Genomic DNA, 21,029 nt, shown 5'->3' with positions numbered 1-21,029 from the left:
AAATTCTTTATTGTCTATCAATTCTACTAAAAAAATCCGAAACCTGCTGTTCGTTAAACAAAAACCCCTTGTAAAACAAGAAATTTGAAACTAACAATGTACTCAATGAAAAGATATCGAAATACATATCTGTTTCACTAAAAAGAACAATAGCATAAATGGAATCAGAAATAATTCTAAATCCAATTGCAACTAACAGAATAAAGTTTCCATGCTCCATACTCTCTATATAGTTCATTAAAATGAAAGATGTTACTAAACAAATACAAACACCATAAAAAAGAATGGGCAACATCGAGTTCCCTGGATCATTCAATACAAACACATATATTACCGTGAACAGAAACCCAAATAGTAACAAGTAAATAATCAGTAATTTATAGGTTTCTTTACTCAAATATTTCCGAAGGAAATTCACCAAAACTAAATATGATAGTCCGTATGAAATTATTCCTGGGTTAAATCCATATGGAATTGAGGTTAGGACATCTCCTACTAAACTTAATAACAAGTAGGCGATAAAAGTTTTAGTATACTTTTTTGTTTCAATTAAAAACAAGGTTACTAAAACTAAAGTTGGAAAAGGTTTAATTTCAAACTTATACTTATGGTTTACAACAATTAAATACACGCTAATAGCACATATAATTGCGTAAACCACAAATAGTGAGAACTTTATTTTTTTTAGTTTCGACAAATATCTTAATTAATCATATTTATAAAATCCTGTTCTGTAATTATTGATACTCCAAGATCTTGAGCTTTCGTTAATTTACTCGGTCCCATATTATCTCCTGCAACAATAAACGAAGTTTTTTTAGAAATAGAACTACTTACTTTACCTCCATTATCCTCAATAGCTTTCTTCAGTTCATTTCTACTCATTTGATGGAACACTCCTGAAACAACAATTATTTTTCCTTCTAACTTAGTAGATTGATTTTCCAATTCTTCTTGAGAGATCTCTAGCTGAACTCCATAACTTTTCAATCTAGAAATAGTAGCTAAGTTTTTCTCGTCTTTAGAGAAATTAATTACACTTTCGGCTATTTTCTCTCCGATTTCATCTACATTAATTAACGTATCAAAATCAGCACTAATTAGATTGTCTATTGATTTAAAATGCTTTGCTAACTTCTTTGCAACAGTTTCCCCAACAAATCGAATTCCCAATGCGAATAATACTTTTTCAAAAGCTATTTCCTTAGATTTCGCAATTCCTTCAACCATATTTTGAGCGGACTTTTCTGCCATTCGCTCTAACGGAATAATTTGATCTATAGTTAACTCATACAAATCAGCATAATTTTCAATTAACCCTTCTTTATACAATAAATCTACAGTCTCAGCACCTAAGCCATCAATATCCATTGCTTTTCTACTAATGTAATGCTGGATTCTCCCAGTAATTTGCGGAGCGCAACCAAACTCATTCGGACAATAATGTTTAGCATCTCCATCTGTACGAACTAATTCAGTTCCACACTCTGGACAATGAGTTGCATATCGAGTCGGCTCAGAATCTGAAGGCCTCATTGACAAATCAACTCCGATTATTTTTGGAATAATTTCTCCTCCTTTTTCTACATAAACCGTATCACCAACCCTAACATCTAGTTTTTCAATCTGATCTGAATTATGAAGTGATGCTCTTTTTACAATTGTTCCAGCCAAATATACAGGCTCTAAATTAGCTACTGGTGTTATTGCTCCGGTTCTTCCTACTTGATATGTTATTTCATTTAAAACCGTAGAAACTTGTTCTGCTTTAAACTTATATGCAATTGCCCATCTTGGAGATTTTGATGTGTAGCCTAGTTCATCTTGTTGTTCTAATGAATTTACTTTAATTACTACACCATCCGTTTCATAAGGTAAATCATGACGCTTTTCATCCCAACTATTTACAAACTCTAAAACTTCTTCAATAGATTTAGCTAATTCAATCGTATGCGGAACTTTAAAGCCAGCTTTTCTAGCAGCTTCTAAACTCTCAAAATGAGTTTTATACTTTCTTTCATTCGTTACTACTTGATACAGCAAACAATCTAACGGACGTTTTGCAACCTCTCCGCTGTCTTGTAGTTTCAAACTACCACTAGCAGTATTCCTTGGATTTCTATATGGTTCTTCTCCATTAGCTACTCTTTCTTCGTTCATTAAATTGAATCCTTCAAGAGGTAAAATAATCTCTCCTCTCATTTCAAAATCTGAAACAAAATCCTCTGATAAAACTAATGGAATTGATTTAATAGTTCTAATATTTGCAGTTACTTCATCACCTTGAACACCATCTCCTCTTGTTACAGCTCTTACGAACTTTCCGTTTTCAAAAGTTAAATTAATTGAAGCTCCATCGTACTTCAATTCACATGTATATTCAATTTCTGTAGTTCCTAACATTTTTTGAATACGCTTTTCCCAATCTAATAAATCTTCCTTAGAATAAGAATTATCCAAAGAATACATTCTGTTTTTATGCGTAATCGTATTAAAGTTTTTAGTGATTTGCCCACCTACTCTTTGTGTAGGTGAATTCTCATCAAAAAACTCTGGATGCTGCTCTTCTAATTTTTCAAGTTCTTTTAATTTTATATCAAACTCGTAATCAGAAACTGTAGCATTATCAAGCACATAATAATTATAGTTGTGCTTGTTCAACTCTTCTCTTAAAGATTCTATTTTCTCTTTAATCGTCATTATTTTCTTACTTTACCTGTAAATACACTAACTCCTTTTGGAAATGGATTTCCTGACGAACGTCTAAATGAAACAATTTGTCCACAATGCCATAAAGCATCAGCAATTGGGCCATTTATAGCATTCCAAAACGGATACTTCTTATCACCAAAAATAATTTTGAACTCAGATAAATCTGATTTATCCTTTAAAATATCACTAGCTTTTTTCAAGTTATTTAAAATCTTTGCTCTTTTTTCTTTGAAAGACATTTCTGGCTGTTTACCATCATTTGGTTTATTCTCTGCAGCATTTAATATCACTTGAGACAATCCTAAAATATGATCAATTGTTTCTCCTGATGTTCTCGATTCTGGAGTTGGTTTAAACTCTAAATCTTTTTGTGTTAATCCTTCTGAAGCCCAATAAAACCTGAATCCTAAGCCGTCAATCATTCTGCTTGCAACTGCCCCTGCGGTATAGCTTTCTGAATTTTCAGGTATTTCATAATATGGTAATTCTTGAGAATTAACTTGATGTATCATAGTAAATAGTAGCATAAGTGAAATAATAGACTTCATTCGTAATGGTTTATAAAATTGGTTTTGCAATTTACTATTTTTAAACAAAAAAAATCCGAAGTAATTACCTCGGATTTTTAAAGTTGAAATAGTAGTTGTCTACTAATAATAAGTATATCGACGAACTTTTGCTATGTGCTTAGCCAAACGCATTACTTGGTGAGAATAACCATATTCGTTATCATACCAAACGTAAATTACAATTGTATCTCCATCTGCAATTGTAGCTTTACTATCAAAAATTGAAGGAGCTGTAGTTCCAACGATATCAGTAGATACTAATTCGTTACTTAATGAGTACTTAATTTGCTCAACTAAATCTCCTTCTAAAGCATATTGCTTCATAATTGCATTAACTGCTTCAACAGTAGTTTCTGAATTTAATTGTAAATTCAAAACAGCTAATGATCCATTAGGTACAGGTACTCTAATTGCATTTGAAGTTAATTTTCCTTCTAATGCCGGTAATGCCTTAGAAACTGCTTTTCCAGCTCCTGTTTCAGTAATTACCATGTTTAAAGCTGCAGCTCTACCTCTACGGTATTTTTTATGCATATTATCTACCAAGTTTTGATCGTTAGTATATGCATGAATAGTTTCTAAATGTCCTTTTTTAATTCCGAAGTTATCCTCTAACACCTTTAATACTGGTGTAATTGCATTTGTAGTACAAGATGCAGCAGAGAAAATATCGATTGAATCTGGATTGTTTTCTAAATGGTTTACACCATGAACAATATTTGGAATTCCTTTTCCTGGTGCTGTTAATAATACTTTGCTTGCTCCTTTAGCTTGTAAATGACGACTTAAAGCTTCTTTATCTCTGAAAGCTCCTGTATTATCAATTACTAAAGCATCATTAATTCCATATGCCGTATAATCAATCTCTTCTGGTCCAGAAGCAGAAATCATATTTACCGTAGTTCCGTTGATGATTAATGCATTGTTTTCTGCATCAATTTGAACAGTTCCTAAGAAATCTCCGTGCACAGAATCAATACTTAAAAGAGAAGCTCTTTTTTCTAATACTGATTGATCAATTTTACCTCGAGTAACGATAGCTCTCAAACGTAATTGAGAACCTTTACCCATTTTAGAACTTAATTCTCTTGCTAATAAACGACCGATACGTCCAAATCCATAAAGAACAACATCTTTAGGTTGGATAGCATTTGCATCAGTAGCGTCTTTTAATTGATTTTTTACGAAATCAACAGTATCAGCACTAGCATCATCAACTAAGTGATACTCATAAGCTAATTTACCTATATCTAATTTAGAAGCTGGTAATTCTATACTTTGAATTGCTTTAGCAATAGCTAATGCATCTTGAATAGAAATTGGCTTAGTAACGAATTCCTTCGCATAGTTAATTAAGTTTAAAACCTCACTAGCTCTTTTATCTACTAAAGGGTTTCTAAACAATACTAATTCAATTGATTTATCATACCATAAATCGTTTACAATATTGATAAATTCAGTAGTAGCTCTTCTAACTTGAGCCTGATTTACCACTTCTTTTTCGTAATTTGTTATTGTTGACATAGTTGTGTTAACTAAATTTTTAAAAATTTGGTGCAAAAGTAGTTATTTCAAACGATTTCGTAACCGAAAAAAACAAAAAACTCGATATTAAAAATATCGAGTTTTAATTTACTTAAAATATTTTTTACAGACCGTATCTTTCAACTTGTCCATCTGGACTTACCATTTCAAGAATTAGTCTTCTACTGCTTCTTGGAGAATAGCTATCTAATAAAGTTGCTGCTTCAGAAGCTGAGTATACTTTTTTCCCGTTGATCTTCGTAATTACATAGTCTTTTCCAACATTAAATTCTACAAATGCAGGATTAGTTGTTCTTACAATTTTAGCTCCATTTTCTAAGTTTCTATCCTTTTTGTCCTTTTCAGATAAATCTTTAAGTTGTATTTGAAAACTTCTTGATTCAAAAACAGTTCTTTTAGTAAGTGTAACAGTTTTTACTAAATCAGATCCGTTTCTATCAATAGTTACATTAACAGATTGTCCTGGTCTTTTTGCATTTAACTGTCCTTTTAAATCTGAAATCTTACTGATTTTTACGTCATTAATTTTAGTAATAACATCACCTGCCTGAAGTCCCGCAAGAGCTGCTCCTTCACCAGGAGTTACTGAAACAATCTCTACTCCTTCTACTTCATCTCTATCAGGTCTAAAACTAAATCCTATAACTGCTTCTTGAACATTCCCAAACTCCAACAAATCGTCTATTATTTTCTTTGTAATATTAGATGGAACAGCAAAAGAATATCCTATAAACGAACCTGTTCTTGAACTTATTGCTGTGTTAATACCTATTAATTCTCCTCTTGTATTTACTAATGCTCCTCCACTATTTCCTGGATTTACAGCTGCATCTGTTTGGATAAACGCATCAATATTAGTATTTCCTTGTAAATCTCTTCCTTTAGCACTTACAATACCAGCAGTAACCGTAGAATTTAAATTATATGGGTTACCAACTGCAAGTACCCATTCTCCGATTTTTGCATTATCTGAATTACCGAAAGTGATGTATGGTAAATCAATATCTGAGTTTATCTTTAACAAAGCGATATCATTTTTTGTATCTGCTCCAATTAACTCAGCTTTATATTTTTTCTTATTATTTAAAGTAACTTCTAATTCTGTAGCTCCTTCAATAACATGATTATTCGTTACGATATAACCATCAGAAGAAATAATTACTCCACTACCTGTTCCTACTCTTTCTTGTTTCCTTTTTCCGTTTCCAGAACCAAAGAATTCTTCAAATGGGTTATACACCTCTTTTACTGCGGTATTTTTAACGTGCACCACTGTATTCACGGTTTTTTCAGCTGCTTCTGTAAAATCAGATGGTACTGAAGATGTATTTAATACAGCTGGTGTGTAACTAGCATTCATAGTTGATAATGCTGGTTCAACTGTTTTCTCTACTATAATTTGTGGTTTTTCTACAAATAGTTTATAAACTCCTATTGAAGAAACTCCTCCCAAAAATGCAATAGTCAATATTCCTAAAACTCTTTTCATGTTTATTAAATTTTTAAGCTACTCAAATATACAATTTTAACATTTTAACACAATCTGTTTAACTTCTCTTTAACGGACTTTAACCGCTATTTAACAACCTTATTTTACTCAGTAAATATGTATATTTGTCCTAATGAATTTAGAGTTTTACAAATACCAAGGAACAGGAAACGATTTTGTTTTAATTGATAATCGAACATCTTTTTTTCCAAAAGAAAATCGTGAGATAATTAATACTTTATGTGATCGTAATTTTGGAGTCGGAGCAGATGGTTTAATCTTACTAGAAAATGATGAAACTACCGATTTTAAAATGGTGTATTTTAATGCAGATGGAAACGAAAGTACAATGTGCGGTAATGGTGGTCGTTGTATTGTTGCTTTTGCACACCAATTAAATGTTATAGAACATAAAACTACGTTTAATGCAATAGATGGCCTTCACCATGCAACTATAAATGATGGTATTGTTTCATTACAAATGATTGATGTTAATGAAGTACAACAAAAAAATGGGTATGTGTTTACAGATACTGGATCTCCACATCATGTAGAATTGGTAGAAAACATAGAATCTTTTGATGTTTATAATAAAGGAAAGCAAATCAGAAATGACGTATATGGTACTGAAGGAAGCAATGTCAATTTTGTTGAACAGTTAAATTCTAATTCATTTAGAATAAGAACATACGAACGAGGAGTTGAAAATGAAACTTTGGCTTGTGGTACTGGTGCAACAGCTGCTGCAATTGCAATGCATACCATTGATAAAACTGAAGATAAGGATATCAATATTGAAGTTGAAGGAGGAAAACTATCTATTTCATTTGATGTTGAAGGAGAATCTTATAGAAATATCTTTTTAACTGGACCGGCTCAATTTGTATTTAAAGGACAAATTGAAATTTAATGGAAACACTAGTTGGCAAACATATTCGACTTAGAGCAATTGAACCAGAAGATTTAGAATTTCTTTTTAACATAGAAAATAATGAGCTCTTTTGGGAAGTAAGTCATACGCAAACACCTTTCTCAAAATACTTATTGAAACAATATGTTGAGAATTGTCATTTAGATATTTATGAAGCCAAACAGTTAAGACTGGTAATTGAGGAAATAGAAACTCAAAAGGAAATTGGATTGATTGATTTGTTCGACTTTAACCCACAACATAGAAGAGCAGGAATTGGCATTCTTATTGACCAAAACCATCAACAAAATGGTTTCGCTTCAGAAGCACTGGAATTACTCATAAATTATAGCTTCTCAATTCTTAATTTACACCAATTATTTGCTAATATTGCTTCAGACAATCACAAAAGCATTTCATTATTTACAAAACATCATTTTCAAGAGATTGGCATTAAAAAAGACTGGTTACTCTCAAAAGGAAGTTTTAAAGATGAAATTTTATTTCAATTAATAAATGAAAAATAAAATCTTAATAACAATAAGTATTCTACTTGTAGCTGTTGGTGCAGTAGGATTCTATTTTTACAATAAAATCTTTTCACCTGTTGTAACTGCAAACACCACTATTTATGTTTCCTCTAATAGTGAAATGGATACTTTTAAGAACTCATTAAACGATGTTATTCCTAGTTATGAAGATTTTCTTTGGGTTGCCGATAAAAAGAAGTTCAAAACTCCTAAAGGTGGAATGTATGTTGTAAAAAAAGGAATGAACTTAAATGACTTGGTAAATTTATTTCGTTCTGGAAATCAAACAGCAGTTAAAGTAACCTTTAACAATCAAGATACTTTAGAAAAATTAGCTGGAAGAGTTGCACAGCAACTTGAAACGGACAGTATATCTTTATTAAATGCCTTTAAAGATCCTAAATTTCTTCAAGAGAATGATTTTACAGAGAAATCAGTTTTAGGAATGTATATTCCTAACCAGTATGAATTTTACTGGAACACATCGGCTGAAAGGTTTAGAGACAAAATGTTGAAGCAGTACAATCAATTTTGGAACAAAAGCCGATTAGACAAAGCAAGTAAACTTGGATTAAATGAAGATCAAGTAATTACATTAGCTTCTATTGTTCAAAAAGAAACTGCTCAAATATCGGAACGACCAAAAGTAGCTGGATTATACTTAAATAGATATAAGAATAAATGGCCTTTAGAAGCAGATCCAACAATTATTTATGCTTTAAGAGAAGTTAATGGTCAAGATTTTATCGTTAAACGTGTTTTATTCAGAGATATTGAGAACACTAAAAACTCTCCCTATAACACGTATAAAAATGCAGGCTTACCTCCTTCTTTAATAGCAATGCCTGATATTTCATCAATTGATGCAGTTTTAAATCCTGCGAAGCACGACTACTTTTTTATGTGTGCTAGTATAGACAATATTGGTTTTCATGAGTTTGCTAAAACACTGTCTCAACACAACAGAAATGCAGCAAAATATCAGCGATGGATTAGTAATCAAGGAATTAAGAGATAATTTTAACAAAAAATTATTCATAATTCGTTACCCCCTTTTTAGATAATTTAACAATTAATCAAAAGGGTGAATTATTAATTTATAAAAAATACATCCAGAAAAATAAATTTTTGATAAAACAGCAAAATATACAAAATCTGAAGTTTTGTTTTGAAGTATAATTTTGTCATATATTTGCGCCCGCTAAACAGAAAGTATATTAATTATCAGAAAATTAGGGGCAATTTTAATTGTTATTATGCTATTTAGTTTTACAAATAAAAAGGGGATTTTATTAAACGAAACTAAGCCAATTAACTACACTACTACAGAGGACTTATTAATCCTAGAGAAAAACTTTATAGGATTTAAAGAAGCTTTAGCTTTTAAAGAATCTCAAGGTAAATACACCGTTGTAAATACATTAGGATATTTAGGAAAGTATCAATTTGGAAAAGGGACATTACGTCGTTTTAAAATTTATGATACACAAAAATTCCTGAAAAACCCTGAATTACAAGAGAGGGCTTTCACTGCCTTATGTAAGGTGAATAAATGGATTTTAAGAAGGGATATTTCCCGTTTTGTAGGAAAACGTATTAACGGTATTGTTATTACGGAGTCTGGAATTTTAGCTGCAGCCCATTTAGCTGGAGCAGGTAACGTAAAAAAGTTTTTACGTTCTTACGGTAACTTTAAATTTAAAGATTCTTATGGAACGTCTATTGAATCGTATTTAAAGAAGTTTGCTGGATATGATGTTTCTCACATTATAGCAGATAAAAAAGCTACTGTGTAATTTAAAAAACACTTTTATAAATTAATAACTATTAGGCCTGTATAATGAAAATTGCAGGCCTTTTGTGTAAATCAGGGTTTTCTGATTTCCATTTACCTACTGTAAACGTTTTTATATACTCTGTAGGTAAAGAAATATCACATGCAACACATAATCTAGTATTTTGATGTAATGTTGCTCTTATGTCATCTAACATTTTACCATTTCTGTATGGAGTTTCTATAAAAATCTGAGATTGGTTCTTATCTCTTGAAAGTCTTTCTAATTCCTTTAAAGCTTTTCTTTTATCCGATTTATCAATCGGTAAATATCCATTAAAAGCAAAGTTTTGTCCATTCATTCCGGAAGCCATCATTGCTAACAATATTGATGAAGGACCTACCAATGGAATCACTTGAATTCCCTTTTCATGAGCTTGTTTTACAATTGTTGCTCCAGGATCTGCAACACCAGGAACTCCAGCCTCAGACAATACTCCAACAGAAATTCCCTGCTGACAAACATCCAAGTAATTTCTAGTTTCCAATTCATGAGAAAACTTATCTATTTTCATGAAATGAAGTTCTGATTGAACTTTAGCAGGTGTTATTCTCTTAATAAATCTTCTTGCTGTTTTTTCATTTTCAACAATAAAATAATCTAGAGTTTCAATTACTTTCTTAACAGAAATAGGCATTACCTCTAAAGGCTCTGTATCTCCTAAAGTTGTAGGAATTAAATATAACTTACCTAACATAAAAATACTATTGGATTTTTGAAGCAATTACATCACATGCTTCATCTAACATATTGTATACATTTTCAAATCCTTGATCTCCTCCATAATAAGGATCCGGAACATTTAAGTTCTGATTAGGATTTGATTCGTTTAAAATCATTTTAACTTTAGATTCATCTTCACTGTTTCTTGCTAAATCTAAAATATTATTGAAATTACTTTGATCCATTGCATAAATCAAATCAAAATTATCAAAATCTTCAACAACAAATTTTCTCGACCTTTGATCCGTAATATCAATTCCTTTAACTTTTGCTATTGCAATAGATCTTGGATCTGGTAATTCACCTTGATGAAATCCTGAAGTTCCAGCCGAATCAACTAAAATAGAGTCTGAAAACACTTTAGATCTAAGAATACCTTCAGCCAATGGCGAACGACATATATTCCCCAAACAAACCATAAGTACCCTCATATAAAAAGTGGTTTTAGAATGTTAGTTTTTTAGTCAAGTCTTCAACGTACTTTCTAAATTGCTTATCTGTTTCTGTTAAGTTATCAACAGTTTTACAAGCATGAAGAACAGTTGCATGGTCTCTTTGTCCGATTTGACTTCCGATACTAGCTAAAGAAGACTTCGTCATACGTTTTGCAAAATACATCGCTAACTGACGTGCTTGAACAACATGTCTTTTTCTAGTTTTAGATTGTAATGTAGCAACATCCATATCGAAATATTTCGAAACTACCTTTTGAATGTAATCTATAGAAACTTCCTTCTTCGTATTCTTAACAAACTTATCTACAATTTGTCTTGCTAATTCTAAAGTAAATTCTTTTCTGTTAAAAGAAGCTTGGGCAATCATAGAAATAATTACGCCTTCTAATTCTCTAACGTTAGATTTCACATTCTTAGCAATATATTCAACTATATCTTCTGGCATTTCCACACCATCTCTAAATAGTTTTCTTTGAAGAATAGAAATTCTTGTTTCGTAATCAGGATTTTGCAATTCAGCAGATAATCCCCATTTGAAACGAGACAATAATCGCTGTTCAATATCTTGCATATCAACAGGCGCTTTATCAGAAGTTAAAATAACCTGTTTTCCATTTTGATGTAAATGATTGAAAATATGGAAGAAAACATCCTGTGTACCTGCTTTTCCCGATAAAAACTGAACATCATCAATAATCAACACATCGATCATCTGATAAAAATGAATAAAATCATTTCTAGTATTAGACTTAACAGAATCAATGAACTGTTGAGTAAATTTTTCTGATGAAATATATAAAACTGTCTTATCTGGATATTTATCTTTTATATCAACACCAATAGCATGAGCTAAATGTGTTTTTCCTAATCCTACTCCACCATAAATTAACAACGGATTGAAAGATGTTCCTCCAGGTTTATTAGCCACAGCGATACCTGCCGAACGAGCTAACCTGTTTGAATCTCCTTCAACGAAGTTTTCGAAGTTATAATTAGGATTAAGTTGAGATTCTATTTTTACCTTTTGTAAACCAGGAATAATAAAAGGGTTTTTAAGTTCTCTTTTAGATTCTAACGGAACTGTAACCTTTTGTGGTTTTAAAGGGTTTCTATTTGCGCTTGGGATTTTAACAGTTTGAGGACTGTTACTACTATACGTATTTTCCATACGTACGTCATATATTAACTTTGCATGCTCACCTAACTCTTTAATAAGTGCAACACGTAATAATTTAATATAATGCTCCTCTAACCATTCGTAAAAAAACTTACTGGGAACTTGTACAGTTAATGCCTCTCCAGACAACTTAACAGGTTTTATCGGTTCGAACCATGTCTTGTATGCCTGAGGCTTAATATTGTCTTTTATGAAAGACAAGCAATTTAACCAAACTAATTCAGCAGATTTATTCATTTAAGTTTTTCAGAAAAAAAATTACGCTCGCAATTAAAAAATTGCGAAAAAAAATATGTTTAATTACCCTCCCTACGGGCGAACAAAAGTGTGAATAAATTTCAGTAAAAAAAAATCAAATTGGTATTGATTATTATTTTTTTTTTACGTAAGATTCGAAATAAAAAAACCTAATGATTATTAATCACAGTTCAATTGTAAGAGTACGATACGGCGAAACTGATCAGATGGGGGTAGTTTATCATGGAAATTACGCTCAATATTTTGAGATTGGTCGAACAGAATGGCTTCGTTCCCTTGGGATTACGTACAAATATATGGAAAAAACAGGAATAATTCTCCCAGTTATTTCCCTTAATTGTAACTTTAAAAAATCGGCCTATTACGATGATGAATTAACTATTCATACCATACTTAAAAAGGCTCCAAGTGTTAAAATAGAATTTGACTATGAAATCAAAAATCAGCATCAGGAATTGATATGTACAGGAAGTACAACATTAGCATTTATTGATAGTAAATCTATGCGTCCAATTCGTTGTCCGGAATACATTTTAGAAAAATTAAAAGTTTCCTGATTTAACATTAATAAAAGATAGATTTTTAATATCTTCATTCAAATTATTGCACAAACCAAATAAATGAAAATATATACTAAAACTGGAGATAAAGGAACTACTGCTCTATTTGGAGGAACTCGAGTTCCAAAATATCATCTACGAATTGAAAGTTATGGTACTGTAGATGAATTAAACTCATATATTGGTCTTATTAGAGATCAAGATATTGATGATATCTCCAAGAATGCCCTAATTAAAATACAAGATGAATTATTCACTCTTGGGGCAATGTTAGCTACTCCTCTGGAAAAAGAGGTTTTAAAAAACGGAAAAGAAAGATTAAATATACCTAAAATTAATAATGAATCAATCGAGTTTCTTGAGCAGGAAATGGATACTATGAATGAACATCTTCCTCAAATGACGCATTTTGTTTTACCAGGCGGACACCAAACCGTGTCATTCTGTCACATAGCACGCTGTGTATGTAGAAGAGCCGAGCGTTTAAGCGTTGCTTTGAATGAGGAAGAACCAATAGATAATAGTATTTTAATGTATCTAAACCGACTTTCTGACTACCTTTTTGTGTTGGCACGAAAGTTGACTTTCCTATTGAAAGCTGAAGAGGTAAAATGGGTACCTAAAAAGCTTTAAATAAGTTCTTTTTATACTATTTTTTACATTTTCAAAAAAAAACTTGACTTTTTCAGTTTAAATTTTATTTTTGCAAAACACTAAAAACAGATTTAGAAATGTATTGGACACTAGAATTAGCATCTTATTTAGCAGATGCACCTTGGCCGGCTACCAAAGACGAATTAATTGATTACGCTATTCGTACTGGTGCTCCTTTGGAAGTGGTAGAAAATCTACAGGATATCGAAGATGAAGGTGAGATTTATGATTCTATCATTGAAATTTGGCCAGATTATCCTACAGAGGAGGATTATCTTTGGAACGAAGATGAATATTAAAACATAAATACAAAGAGTCTCTTTTAGAGGCTTTTTTTTTGCTTACTTTTAAGCACCAAATAACTAATTTATACTCTGAATTTAATTCAGAATAAAACTCACACAAAATGAGCATTTTAAACTCGATTATAAAAATTTTTGTAGGAGATAAACAACAAAAAGATCTAAAGTCTTTACAACCTATTGTTGATAAAGTAAAATCTTTTGAAACTGTTATTGCTAACCTTACAAACGATCAACTAAGAGAAAAAACTATTGAATTTAAGTCTAAAATCAAAGAAGCAACAAAGCAATTTGATGACGCAATTTCAACATTAGAAAATGAAGTAAAAACAGCTGATATTGATCGTCAGGAAGAAATTTATGCTGAAATAGATAAACTAAAGGATGAAGCTTATACTGCTTCAGAAGGTGTTTTAGCTGAGATTATGCCAGAAGCTTTTGCTTTAGTAAAAGAAACAGCTAAGCGTTTTGCAAACAACGAAGAAATTGAGGTAACTGCAACTCCTTTTGATCGTGAGTTATCTGGATCAAGACCACATATTACTTTAGAAAACGATAAGGCGTACTGGGCAAATTCATGGGATGCTTCTGGAAAAGAAGTGACTTGGGATATGATTCATTATGATGTTCAGTTAATTGGTGGTTCTGTTTTACATCAAGGTAAAATTGCTGAAATGATGACTGGTGAAGGAAAAACATTAGTTTCTACATTACCAGTATACTTAAATGCTCTAAGTGGAAAAGGTGTTCACGTAGTAACAGTAAATGATTACTTAGCAAAACGTGACCGCGCTTGGATGGCTCCTATTTTTGAATTCCATGGATTATCAACAGACTGTATTGATTTTCACCAACCAAATTCAGAAGAAAGAAGAAAAGCTTATAACGCCGATATTACATACGGAACGAATAACGAATTCGGTTTTGACTACTTAAGAGATAACATGGCTTCTTCAAAAGAAGATTTAGTTCAACGTGAACCAAATTATGCTATTATTGATGAGGTAGATTCTGTTTTAATTGATGATGCTCGTACTCCATTAATTATTTCTGGTCCTGTACCTCAAGGAGATCTTCATGAGTTTAATGAATTAAAACCATTAGTTGCTGATTTAGTTTCTCTACAAAACAAATATTTAGTAGGTGTTTTAGCTGAAGCTAAGAAATTATTAAAAGAAGGAAATACCAAAGACGGTGGATTCTTATTATTAAGAGTGTACAGAGGTCTTCCGAAAAATAAAGCTTTAATTAAATTCTTATCTCAAGAAGGTATTAAACAAGTTCTTCAAAAAACTGAAAACTTCTACATGCAAGATAACAACAAGTTGATGCCTGAAGTAGATGCAGAATTATGGTTTACTATTGAAGAAAAAAATAATCAGATCAACTTAACTGATAAAGGTGTTGCTCACCTTTCTGAGAAAACACAAAATGATACGTTCTTCGTATTACCAGATATTAGTATTAAGGTTGCTGAAATTGAAAATGCAGATAGCACACCAGAGCAAAAAGCTGAATTAAAAGAAGAATTATATCGAGACTTTAGCGTAAAGAGCGAAAGAATTCACACAATGAATCAGCTTTTAAAAGCATACTCTTTATTTGAAAAGGATGTTGAGTACGTTGTAGTTGAAAATAAAGTAATGATTGTTGATGAGCAAACTGGTCGTATTATGGACGGTCGTCGTTACTCTGATGGTTTACACCAAGCAATCGAGGCAAAAGAAAATGTAAAAATTGAGGATGCTACGCAAACTTTTGCAACTGTAACATTACAGAATTATTTCAGAATGTATCGTAAACTTTCAGGAATGACGGGTACAGCTGTAACTGAAGCTGGTGAATTCTGGGAAATCTACAAATTAGATGTAATTGAAATTCCTACGAATAAACCAATTGCAAGAGATGACAGAGAGGATTTATTATACAAAACTACCAGAGAAAAGTATAATGCTGTAATTGATGAGATTGTTAAGCTAGTTGGTGAAAATAGACCTGTTTTAGTAGGTACAACCTCTGTTGAAATTTCAGAATTACTAGGAAGAATGTTAGCAATGCGCAAAATTCCTCATAACATCTTAAATGCGAAATTACACAAGAAAGAAGCTGATGTTGTTGCTGAAGCAGGAAAACCAGGACAGGTAACTATTGCAACAAACATGGCAGGTCGTGGTACCGATATTAAATTATCTGATGAAGTTAAAGCGGCTGGTGGTTTAGCAATCATTGGTACAGAACGTCATGATTCTCGTCGTGTTGACCGTCAGTTACGTGGACGTGCTGGTCGTCAAGGAGATGTTGGTTCTTCTCAATTCTTCGTAGCCTTAGATGATAACTTAATGCGTTTATTTGGTTCTGATAGAATTGCGAAGATGATGGATAGATTAGGATTAAAAGAAGGAGAAGTAATTCAGGATCGTTTAATTACAAAGTCTATTGAAAGAGCACAAAAGAAAGTTGAGGAAAACAACTTCGGAATTCGTAAACGTTTATTAGAATATGATGATGTAATGAACTCTCAACGTGAGTTTGTATACAAACGTCGTCGTCATGCTTTAGATGGTAAGAAATTACAATTAGATATCGCAAATATGATTTATGATACTTGTGATGCAGTTGTACGTCAAAATAAATTGAATAAGGATTTCCAAAATTTTGAATTTGAATTGATTCGTTTTTCATCAATGACTTCTCCTTTTTCAGAAGAAGAATTCAATACTAAAGCAGAACAAGACTTAGTAGATGAACTATACAAAATCGTTTCAGAAAACTACAAAAATGACGCAGGAAGAAATGCTACTCAAGCATTCCCAGTTATCAAGAATGTATTTGAAAACGAAGGAGATCGTTATGAAAGAATTGTAGTGCCTTTTACTGATGGTACAAAAACAATTCGCGTAGTTACAAACTTAAAAGAAGCTTATGAAAGTGAAGCAAAATCATTAGTAAATGACTTTGAAAAGAACATCACTTTAGCAATTATTGATGAGAACTGGAAAGACCATTTACGTAGAATGGATGAGTTAAAACAAACAGTTCAAAATGCAACATATGAGCAGAAAGATCCTTTATTAGTTTATAAGTTTGAAGCTTTCGAACTTTTCCAAGAAACTATTGATAAGATCAATAAAGAAGTACTTTCTTTCTTATTTAAAGGAAAACTACCTACAGAAGATGAGTCTCAAATTTCTGAAGCACGTGAGCAACAAAGAGAAAAGTTAGACTTACGTAAAGATGAAGTTCAAAACTCAACTCAACAAGCATTTAGTAATGCGCGTAACCAACAAACTCAAGAGCAACAAATTGTTGAGACTGTTGTAAGAGAACAACCAAAAATTGGTCGTAATGAGCGCGTAACTATCAAGAATGTTATGTCAGGTGAGGAAAAAGAAGTTAAATACAAACAAGCAATTCCTTTAATAGAACAAGGAACATGGGTTTTATATAACAAATAAACCCTATTCTAAATAATAATAAAAAAGCTCGAGTTAAAACTCGAGCTTTTTTATTTACACAAAGTTTACAATTATTACTTTCTCTTCAAGTTTTTATAACAATCTATTAATTAAGTTTTTACCATATCAAAACAGTTAAAACATAACTTGGTACAAATTAATTACGAAACCCTCAATTCATTCTCAATCAAACTTAATTCAGAATGAAACCTATCAAACTTAAGAATGAAAAAAAGTAAGAAACGTAAACTGGATATTGTTGTAATATCAGATGTACATTTAGGAACTTTTGGTTGTAGAGCTGCTGAACTTCATAACTATCTTAAAACCATAAATCCTAAAACACTTATTTTGAATGGAGATATAATCGATATCTGGCAATTCAATAAACGTTATTTTCCAAAAGCACACATGAAAGTTATAAAGCAATTGATGACTTTTATTACTTCTGGAACTAAAGTCTATTATATCACTGGAAACCATGATGAAATGCTTAGAAAATTTAAAGGTTTTCGCTTAGGTAGTTTTGAAATCGTAAACAAAGTGGTTTTAGACATTGATGGTAAAAAGGGATGGTTTTTCCATGGTGATGTTTTTGATGTTACTATGCAACACTCAAAATGGTTAGCAAAATTAGGTGGCATTGGTTATGACTTTCTAATTATGCTGAATACAGCCGTAAATTGCATTAGTGAAGCTTTAGGCTACAATAGATTATCATTCAGTAAAAAGATAAAAAACAGCGTTAAAAGTGCCGTTAAATTTATTAATAACTTCGAAACAACTGCTTCTGAAATCGCAATTGATAATAATTATGAATATGTAGTATGTGGACATATTCATCAACCTGAAATGAAGGTGATTCAAAATGAAAAAGGAGAAACTATGTATTTAAACTCTGGAGATTGGATAGAAAATCTTACAGCTCTTGAGTATGTGAATAAAGAATGGAAATTATATGAATACGAAAAAGATGATATCGCACAAAAAGTCCCTGAAACCATTGAAGTATCTGATGTAGAACTTGTAAAAGCAGAACAATCCAACAGTCAGCTTTTTGAAGATTTATTGTTAGAGTTCAATATTAAAAAATCAACCAAATAATATGAAAATACTTTACGCAATCCAAGGAACTGGAAACGGTCATGCTAGTAGAGCATTAGAAGTTGTACCTTACTTACAAAAAAGAGCTGAAGTAGATATTTTAGTAAGTGGTTATCAATGTGAATTAAAATTTCCTTTTGAGGTAAAATACAAACTATATGGTTTAAGCTTCATTTTTGGTAAAAAAGGAGGAATTGACTTATGGGAAACTTTGAAAAAAACCAAATTTGGTAAACTTTGGAAAGAGATAAAAAATCTACCTGTTCGAGATTACGATTTAATCATCAATGATTTTGAACCTGTGTCTGCTTGGGCATGTAAATTAAGAAATGTACCGATCATCTCATTAAGTCATCAAAATGCAGTTGCAGATGACAAAGCTCCGAAATATGGAAGTTTCAAGTTTGAAAGATTGATCTTAAAATATTATGCACCTGCCAAAAACAAGTTTGGTTTTCATTTTAAAACCTACTCCTCTGCTACATTCTTACCAATTATCAGAAAAGAAATTCGGTATAAAAATGTGACAAAAAAAAGTCATTACACGGTGTATTTACCAGCTTATGGAGATAAAAAACTAATCAAGATTTTATCTCAGTTTAAAAAGGTAAAATGGGAAGTGTTTTCAAAACACACCAATCAATTTCAATTACATAATAATGTAGTTATTCGTCCAATTGACGGAAAGGAATTCATAAAAAGCATTGCTTCCTCAAAAGGCGTTTTATGTGGTGCAGGATTTGAAACTCCGGCAGAAGCTTTATTTCTAGGTAAGAAACTAATGGTAGTTCCTATGAAAAACCAATATGAACAACAATGTAACGCTTTAGCTTTAAAAGAAATGGGAGTTCCAGTTTTAAAGAAGTTTAATAAGAAACAATTACCTAAAATTAAAAAGTGGTTAAGCTCTGATAAAATTGTTGAAGTAAATTATCCAGATGTAACCGAAGATATTTTAGATGCAATTACGCTACCTTACTATAACGAAACTATTTTACCTCGAATAGCAATGGAATAATATTCAAAACTAAATTTTCTTATAACCAAAATAACATTTCTTATACCCAAAAAACACACTCTCGTAGTTTTTAAAACTAACTTTTTTCTTGAAATCAATAAGTTTGATTGAATTAAAAAGTTATTCAAGATGAAATCAACTACTCAAATTATTAAGGTATTAGCGCTTTTCTTTTTGATCAGTTTTAAAGGACAATCACAAAATAATTACGATGTTAAAAATACTGGATATATAAGTTTCAGTATTGCTAATAGTACATTACCTCATAAAAGCAAACAACAAATTTCATTATATGGTTGTAATACAAGTATTATCATCGATAGTGGTAAAGTTGTAAGTCCGAAATATAGTAATGGATCATATTCTGTAAAAAGACCTAATGGTTTTAGCTGGAATACAGCAAATCAAGAGGTTTCAGGAATTCCTTTTGGTCATCAAAAAAATAAAACGAACAATAAAAAGTTTAAAAACTTTTATGTTTCTAAATACTATATTGCTTCACCTCCAGTTGTACAAAAATCAAAGAATGGTAACAAAGATGACAATTTGTATGACATTGGTTTAATTACTCCTGATAATTTTGTTTTTGACGGTGTAAAACCAAATCAACTTGTTTATCTTGATTATTCGATTCTCAAAGAAACTTATATCGATTACATTCCTGTACACTACGACAAGTCTTTTGATAAATTAAACGTCTATTTAATTCCGTTTAAAGTCGAATCTCCAGATTTCCCTTGGAAAGACACAAAAGTTATTAAAAACGCCAAAGGAGCTTCAGGTATTGGTGCATTGAACAAAAGAGATAGCATTAATAAATTATTCTTACCGTATAATTACATCAATAAAGAAAAGAGGCATTTACAATTCAAAGTATCTATTTTGAATGACATTCTTTTAGATCATAAAATCTTCTTTATGATTGATGGTAAAAAAAGAGAAACTATCTACTTGAATGAATACTACAAAAAGTATGGTAAAAAGAAGATTGTTCTAAAAGTTGTAAAACGAAAAAAACCACCATGTGGATGTTTACCACCAAAAGCTAAAAAACACTAATTCTTTACCAATTTATAACCGATAAATTTTTGCGAGTCAAGAACTCATTGGTTTGTGAAAAATGTTTATTTCCAAACCAGTATCCTCGATTTGCACTTAAAGGCGAAGGATGACCTGAAGTTAACACATGGTGTTTTTTCTTGTCAATCTTCGCTCCTTTTTTCTTTGCATATCCTCCCCAAAGTAAAAACACAACATCTTCTTTTTGTTGAGAAATAGAAGCGATTACAGCATCTGTAAATTGCTCCCAACCTTTCTTTTGATGACTTCCAGCCTCATGAGCTCTTACAGTTAAAGTTGCATTAAGTAACAAAACTCCTTGTTTTGCCCAACGTGATAAATCTCCTGATTCTGGATATGTAATTCCAAGATCTGTTTCAATTTCTTTGAAAATATTTATTAAAGAAGGTGGATGAGAAATTCCATCATGAACCGAAAAACATAAACCGTTTGCCTGACCAACTCCATGATATGGATCTTGTCCAATTATAACAACTTTTACATCATCAAAAGCACAATAATCAAATGCGGCAAAAATGTCTGAGCCTTTAGGGTAGCAAGTAAACTCATTGTACTCTTCTTTAACAAATTGAACTAAGTTTTTAAAATAATCTTGTTCAAATTCAGGTTGTAAAATATGTTTCCAACTTTCAGCTATATTTACTTGCATTCTT

20 protein-coding genes are annotated in these 21,029 nt (G+C 31.4%); 11 read left to right on the top strand and 9 right to left on the bottom strand.

Annotation, left to right across the window (positions count from 1 at the left end):
• Positions 1-7: 7 nt before the first annotated feature.
• The 5 genes from ABNT61_RS01405 to ABNT61_RS01385 all read right to left on the bottom strand — a co-directional run bounded on the left by ABNT61_RS01405 (position 8) and on the right by ABNT61_RS01385 (position 6,315).
• The gene (locus ABNT61_RS01405; protein ID WP_348711552.1) at positions 8-697 is read right to left on the bottom strand and encodes a lysoplasmalogenase family protein; all 690 of its coding nucleotides are present in this window, start codon (positions 695-697) and stop codon (positions 8-10) included.
• Between the two features lie 5 nt (positions 698-702).
• A complete protein-coding gene (gene ligA, locus ABNT61_RS01400) occupies positions 703-2,700 on the bottom strand; it encodes an NAD-dependent DNA ligase LigA (RefSeq protein WP_348744546.1) in 1,998 nt (665 codons plus the stop codon).
• The gene (locus ABNT61_RS01395; protein ID WP_348744545.1) at positions 2,700-3,260 is read right to left on the bottom strand and encodes a hypothetical protein; all 561 of its coding nucleotides are present in this window, start codon (positions 3,258-3,260) and stop codon (positions 2,700-2,702) included. Before ABNT61_RS01395 ends, ligA begins: the two co-directional genes overlap by 1 nt.
• A 102-nt stretch (positions 3,261-3,362) precedes the next feature.
• A complete protein-coding gene (locus ABNT61_RS01390) occupies positions 3,363-4,805 on the bottom strand; it encodes a glyceraldehyde-3-phosphate dehydrogenase (RefSeq protein WP_348721776.1) in 1,443 nt (480 codons plus the stop codon).
• Between the two features lie 124 nt (positions 4,806-4,929).
• A complete protein-coding gene (locus ABNT61_RS01385; RefSeq protein ID WP_348744544.1) occupies positions 4,930-6,315 on the bottom strand; it encodes a S1C family serine protease in 1,386 nt (461 codons plus the stop codon).
• 133 nt (positions 6,316-6,448) lie between these two features.
• Here ABNT61_RS01385 and dapF point away from each other — a divergent pair, with 133 nt between their 5' ends.
• From dapF to ABNT61_RS01365, 4 genes are all read left to right on the top strand, one after another.
• The gene (gene dapF / locus ABNT61_RS01380) at positions 6,449-7,225 is read left to right on the top strand and encodes a diaminopimelate epimerase (RefSeq protein WP_348744543.1); all 777 of its coding nucleotides are present in this window, start codon (positions 6,449-6,451) and stop codon (positions 7,223-7,225) included.
• The gene (locus ABNT61_RS01375) at positions 7,225-7,752 is read left to right on the top strand and encodes a GNAT family protein (RefSeq protein ID WP_348744542.1); all 528 of its coding nucleotides are present in this window, start codon (positions 7,225-7,227) and stop codon (positions 7,750-7,752) included. Before dapF ends, ABNT61_RS01375 begins: the two co-directional genes overlap by 1 nt.
• On the top strand, positions 7,742-8,773 hold the full coding sequence (gene mltG, locus ABNT61_RS01370) for an endolytic transglycosylase MltG (protein WP_348744541.1): 1,032 nt from the start codon (positions 7,742-7,744) through the stop codon (positions 8,771-8,773). The genes ABNT61_RS01375 and mltG overlap by 11 nt, the downstream gene beginning before the upstream one ends.
• A gap of 238 nt (positions 8,774-9,011) precedes the next feature.
• On the top strand, positions 9,012-9,551 hold the full coding sequence (locus ABNT61_RS01365) for a peptidoglycan-binding protein LysM (RefSeq protein WP_348721771.1): 540 nt from the start codon (positions 9,012-9,014) through the stop codon (positions 9,549-9,551).
• Between the two features lie 31 nt (positions 9,552-9,582).
• Here ABNT61_RS01365 and ABNT61_RS01360 read toward each other — a convergent pair whose 3' ends face one another.
• From ABNT61_RS01360 to dnaA, 3 genes are read right to left on the bottom strand one after another with little or no spacing between them, the layout of a single operon-like run.
• A complete protein-coding gene (locus ABNT61_RS01360; protein ID WP_348711537.1) occupies positions 9,583-10,287 on the bottom strand; it encodes an SAM-dependent methyltransferase in 705 nt (234 codons plus the stop codon).
• Between the two features lie 7 nt (positions 10,288-10,294).
• Positions 10,295-10,744, bottom strand: coding sequence for a low molecular weight protein-tyrosine-phosphatase (locus ABNT61_RS01355; protein WP_348744540.1), 450 nt, complete (start codon positions 10,742-10,744; stop codon positions 10,295-10,297).
• 13 nt (positions 10,745-10,757) lie between these two features.
• On the bottom strand, positions 10,758-12,182 hold the full coding sequence (dnaA, locus tag ABNT61_RS01350; protein WP_348711535.1) for a chromosomal replication initiator protein DnaA: 1,425 nt from the start codon (positions 12,180-12,182) through the stop codon (positions 10,758-10,760).
• Positions 12,183-12,355: 173 nt separating this feature from the next.
• Here dnaA and ABNT61_RS01345 point away from each other — a divergent pair, with 173 nt between their 5' ends.
• The 7 genes from ABNT61_RS01345 to ABNT61_RS01315 all read left to right on the top strand — a co-directional run bounded on the left by ABNT61_RS01345 (position 12,356) and on the right by ABNT61_RS01315 (position 20,355).
• Positions 12,356-12,760 (top strand): thioesterase family protein, encoded by a 405-nt coding sequence (locus ABNT61_RS01345; protein ID WP_348721769.1) that lies wholly within the window; start codon positions 12,356-12,358, stop codon positions 12,758-12,760.
• Positions 12,761-12,823: 63 nt separating this feature from the next.
• A complete protein-coding gene (locus ABNT61_RS01340) occupies positions 12,824-13,396 on the top strand; it encodes a cob(I)yrinic acid a,c-diamide adenosyltransferase (RefSeq protein WP_348744539.1) in 573 nt (190 codons plus the stop codon).
• 98 nt (positions 13,397-13,494) lie between these two features.
• A complete protein-coding gene (locus ABNT61_RS01335; RefSeq protein ID WP_100924424.1) occupies positions 13,495-13,716 on the top strand; it encodes a DUF2795 domain-containing protein in 222 nt (73 codons plus the stop codon).
• A gap of 107 nt (positions 13,717-13,823) precedes the next feature.
• Positions 13,824-17,174 (top strand): preprotein translocase subunit SecA, encoded by a 3,351-nt coding sequence (gene secA, locus ABNT61_RS01330; protein WP_348744538.1) that lies wholly within the window; start codon positions 13,824-13,826, stop codon positions 17,172-17,174.
• 225 nt (positions 17,175-17,399) lie between these two features.
• Positions 17,400-18,278, top strand: coding sequence for a UDP-2,3-diacylglucosamine diphosphatase (locus ABNT61_RS01325; protein ID WP_348744537.1), 879 nt, complete (start codon positions 17,400-17,402; stop codon positions 18,276-18,278).
• A gap of 1 nt (position 18,279) precedes the next feature.
• The gene (locus ABNT61_RS01320) at positions 18,280-19,296 is read left to right on the top strand and encodes a glycosyltransferase family protein (protein ID WP_348744536.1); all 1,017 of its coding nucleotides are present in this window, start codon (positions 18,280-18,282) and stop codon (positions 19,294-19,296) included.
• A 129-nt stretch (positions 19,297-19,425) separates the two neighbouring features.
• Positions 19,426-20,355 carry a hypothetical protein gene (locus ABNT61_RS01315; protein ID WP_348744535.1) on the top strand — a complete coding sequence of 310 codons (930 nt, stop codon included), beginning with the start codon at positions 19,426-19,428 and terminating at the stop codon, positions 20,353-20,355.
• Between the two features lie 4 nt (positions 20,356-20,359).
• Here ABNT61_RS01315 and ung read toward each other — a convergent pair whose 3' ends face one another.
• A complete protein-coding gene (ung, locus tag ABNT61_RS01310) occupies positions 20,360-21,025 on the bottom strand; it encodes a uracil-DNA glycosylase (RefSeq protein ID WP_348711525.1) in 666 nt (221 codons plus the stop codon).
• Between the last annotated feature and the right edge of the window lie 4 nt (positions 21,026-21,029).

The sequence above is a fragment of the Tenacibaculum sp. 190524A05c genome (assembly GCF_964036595.1).
Taxonomy (GTDB): Bacteria; Bacteroidota; Bacteroidia; order Flavobacteriales; family Flavobacteriaceae; genus Polaribacter; species Polaribacter platacis.
This window is presented reverse-complemented; position numbering and strand designations above follow the sequence as displayed.